General features: G+C 74.0%; 4 protein-coding genes. 3 read left to right on the forward strand and 1 reads right to left on the reverse strand.

The genetic code is table 11. From position 1 onward, the window contains the following. The coding region (locus ACWEVO_RS32340) for a PspC domain-containing protein (protein ID WP_452311240.1) at nt 1–281 on the reverse strand (281 nt) is incomplete at its 3' end. 144 nt (nt 282–425) lie between these two features. Between ACWEVO_RS32340 and ACWEVO_RS32345 the strand changes: the two genes are divergently transcribed. From ACWEVO_RS32345 to ACWEVO_RS32355, 3 genes are all read left to right on the forward strand, one after another. Continuing rightward, on the forward strand, nt 426–1,373 hold the full coding sequence (locus ACWEVO_RS32345) for an NUDIX domain-containing protein (protein ID WP_452311241.1): 948 nt from the start codon (nt 426–428) through the stop codon (nt 1,371–1,373). Nucleotides 1,374–1,488: 115 nt separating this feature from the next. Next, a complete protein-coding gene (locus ACWEVO_RS32350) occupies nt 1,489–2,400 on the forward strand; it encodes an NUDIX hydrolase (RefSeq protein WP_452311242.1) in 912 nt (303 codons plus the stop codon). Between the two features lie 345 nt (nt 2,401–2,745). After that, a complete protein-coding gene (locus ACWEVO_RS32355; RefSeq protein WP_452311243.1) occupies nt 2,746–3,654 on the forward strand; it encodes a CDP-alcohol phosphatidyltransferase family protein in 909 nt (302 codons plus the stop codon). Nucleotides 3,655–3,694: the final 40 nt, after the last annotated feature.

Genomic DNA, 3,694 nt, shown 5'->3' on the forward strand with positions numbered 1-3,694 from the left:
GTCGCCGGCGGGACCGGCGGCCAGCCCGGCGCGGTGCCCGCCGGGTGCGGCCAGGCGGGCGCGCCCGCCGGCTCCTCCGGCATCAGGAACCACATGATCGGGTACGCCAGCGCGGCGAGCCCGCCGGTGAGCAGGGTGGCGACGGCGAAGACCACCCGGACCAGGGTGGGGTCGACGGCGAAGTACCGCCCGAGCCCGCTGGCCACACCGGCGATCATCCGGTCCGTGACGGGGCGGCGGAGCTGCTTGTACGGGGCCTGAGGGGTGCTCATGGAGGTCATGTACCCACGGTCCCGCGCGGACCGGCGGACGACCTCGGTGACCGCCCGGACTCCTACCCTGACGGATCCCTGAGGCGCCAGCTAAGAGTCAGGAATCTGACTCTTTTCGATGGAGGTAACCGCCGCCGGGGAGAATTTCCTCCCGTGACCACTTCGCTGGAGCCGCTCCGCAGGATCGCGGCATACGCAGTTTGTGCTGATTCAGACGGCCGAGTGTTGCTGGTCCGCGCATCGGAGCGGTCCGGCACCCCCGGCACCTGGTCGCTCCCGGGAGGGGCGGTCGACCACGGGGAGGACCCCAAGCACACGGTCGTCCGGGAGACCGCCGCGGAGACCGGCCTCTCGGTCGCCGTCGCCGCCCTCCAGGACGTGCTCGCCGACATGCGGGCGCTGCCCGAGCGGGGCATCACGATCCACACCGACCGCCTGCTCTACACGGTCTCGGTCCGGGGCGGCACGCTGACCGAGCGGGTCGACCGCCCCACCGACCTGGCCCGCTGGTTCACCCTCGACGAGGCCCGGGAGCTGCCGCTGCGGTCGTTCACCGCGCGCGCACTGGGCCTGCCCGCCTCCACCGATGACATCGTGCCGGAGGAGGTGCCGGAGTTCCCCTCGTTCTACGCGGTGCCCGGCCCGGACGGGCTGCATCGCGCGCAGCGCTTCGCCGCGTACGCCGTGGTGACCGACCCCGAGGAGCGGGTGCTGCTTACCCGGGTCTCCGACGGCTACCCGGGCGCCGGCTGCTGGCACCTGCCGGGCGGCGGCACCGACTACGGCGAGCAGCCGGGCGCGGCACTGATCCGGGAACTGGTGGAGGAGACCGGGCAGACCGGCCGCCTGGTCGAGCTGCTCGGGGTGGCCAGTCACCGGGACGCCGCCTCGCTCGGCCCCGAGGGCTACCCGATCGACTGGCACGGTGTCCGGGCCTTCTACCGGGTGGTCGTCGACCAGCCCGCCCCGCCCACGGTGGCCGACGTCGGCGGCTCGACCTGCGAGGCCCGCTGGTTCCGCCGCGAGGAACTGGGCGCCCTCCCCACGGACCGCCTCACCGAGGTCACCGCCGAAGCCGTCCACGCCGCCCACCTCCTCTGACTCCCGTCGCCGCCCTGTTGCGGCGATCATGAAGGTGTTGCCACGACACGCCGTTCTGGCGGGCAACAGGTTCATGATCGACGCAGGGACGGGCGGGACCGGGGAGAGGGTGTCGATGCAGGAGCGGCGGCGGATCGGGGCGTACGGGGTGCTGCGGGACTCCGGGGGGCGGGTGTTGCTGGCGCGGGGCGCGGACCGGTGCCCGTACCCGGGGGTGTGGCAGCTGCCCGGTGGCGGCATCGAGCACGCGGAGCACCCCGAACACGCGGTGGTGCGCGAGTTCGCCGAGGAGACCGGGCTGGAGGTCGCGGTGACCGCCGTCCGGGCCGCCGTCGCCGACGTGGCCGTCTTCCGGCCCGCGGACGTCGCGATGCACACCGACCGGCTGGTCTTCGACGTCGAGGCCCGGGGCGGTGTGCTGCGCCCGGAGCCCGCCGGCGGCAGTGACGAGGTGAGCTGGTTCACCCCGGCCGAGGCGGCGGCGGTGCCGATCATGCCGTTCACCGCGGAGTTGCTCGGGCTCCCCGTCTCGCCGCTGCCGGCCGACCTGCCCCGGGCCCTGCCGCCCGACGGGTCCGCCCCGGCCGCCGACCGACGCCAGCGGTTCGCCGCGTACGGGCTGGTCACCGACCCGGCCGACCGGGTGCTGCTCACCATGATCGCCGACGGCTATCCGGGCGCCGGCAAGTGGCACCTGCCCGGCGGCGGCACCGACCACGGCGAGCAGCCGGCGGCCGGGCTGCTCCGCGAGCTGGTGGAGGAGGCCGGCCAGCTCGGGCGCGTGGTCGACCTGGTCGCCGTGGACAACCTGCACAACCCGGCCGCGCTGGGCCCCGAGGGCCGGCCGCTGGACTGGCACGGCGTCCGGGTCATCTACCGGGTACGCGTCGACGCCCCCACCGAGGCGGTGGTGACCGAGCTCGCCGGCGGCTCCACGGCGCGGGCCGCCTGGTTCGCTCCCGAGCAGGTCAACGCCCTGCGCATGACGGACGTGGCCGCGCTGGCAACGGGACGACGGGGCAGCTAGCACCCGCTCACCGAGCCGGGACGGGACCCCTCCGGTACAGTCGGGAGTTGGGGTTGGCCGACGAAAACGGGCGATGAGGCCCGAGATGGGAATAACTGAGCGGTTCGCGCGGTTAAGGGAGATATAAGTACCGCCGGCAGCTATCGCCAAGCCCCTATCCCCTGTGCAATGGTGTACTCCGCAAAATGGGCTGCCGGATCCGAAAGGTCCGGCACGAGACAGCCGGACACCCGCCCCGTGGCGGTCACCCGATCCGGTGATGGAGGAAACGTGCCGAGAGCCCCATGGCGCCGGCGTCGTACGACTGACAGTCCGCGCCCCGCAGGGCGTCGCTGGGCGGGCAGGTTGCGCCGCAGCAGCACGTTCGCCCGCCAGGTGCTGCTGGTCCGGGTGGGTCGCCGGGACGGCGCCCCCGCCGGGACCGACCTGGTCACCCCCGACCACCGCTGGACCGACCGCCAGCGTCGCCGCTACGCGCGGTTCGACGCCGAGGTCGAGGCGGTGATGCCGGTCAGCCCGGCGCTGGCCCCCGCCGCGCCGGTCGACGAGACACCGGCGATGTCGATCCCGCTCCTGCCGGGTGAGCGCACGGCCGCCCGCCGGGCCAAGTTCGCCGTGGTCAACGCCTGCACCCTGAGCAGCCTGATGCTCGGCATGCTGGCGATCTTCCTGGCCATGCAGGGTGAGGTCCGGTCCGCCGCCCTCTGCCTGATCGCCTGCGTCGCGTTCGACGGCCTGGACGGCGCGCTCGCCCGCAAGCTCGGGGTGGCCAGCCCGTTCGGCGCCCAGATGGACTCGCTGGCCGACATGTGCTCGTTCGGCCTCGCCGCCCCGGTGGTGGTCTACGCCTCACTGGCCGGTTCGGTCCCCGCGGCGGCCGCCGCGGTCGCCTGCGCCCTGGTCGCGGCCTGCGCCGCGATCCGGCTCGCCCGGTTCAACGTCTCGCCGAAGGACGGCCGGTTCTTCTGCGGCGTACCGACCACCATGGCGGCGGCCGTGCTGGCCCTGACCGTGGCGATCGGGCTGCCGGTCTCCGGCCTGGTGATGGTCGCCGGGGTGGCGCTGCTCGCCTTCGCCATGGTGTCCAGCTTCCCGTACGCCAAGCTGGCCCGGCTGCTGAAGCTGCCGCCGTGGCTCTGGCTGGCCCCGGTGATCGGCGCGCTGATCGACATCCGGCTGACCTTCGCCCTCGTGGTGGTGGGCTACCTGGTCAGCGGCCCGGTGCTCTGGCTGCACCAGCGCCGCACCGCCTGACCCGAGTGCAACGAGAAGGGGCGCCGCTGGTCGCGGCGCC

This window comes from Micromonospora sp. NPDC003776, from assembly GCF_053605645.1.

Excerpts from the sequence above, each read along its gene's own strand:
- ACWEVO_RS32350 (WP_452311242.1), top strand. The coding sequence starts at position 1,489 with ATGCAGGAGCGGCGGCGGATCGGGGCGTACGGGGTGCTGCGGGACTCC.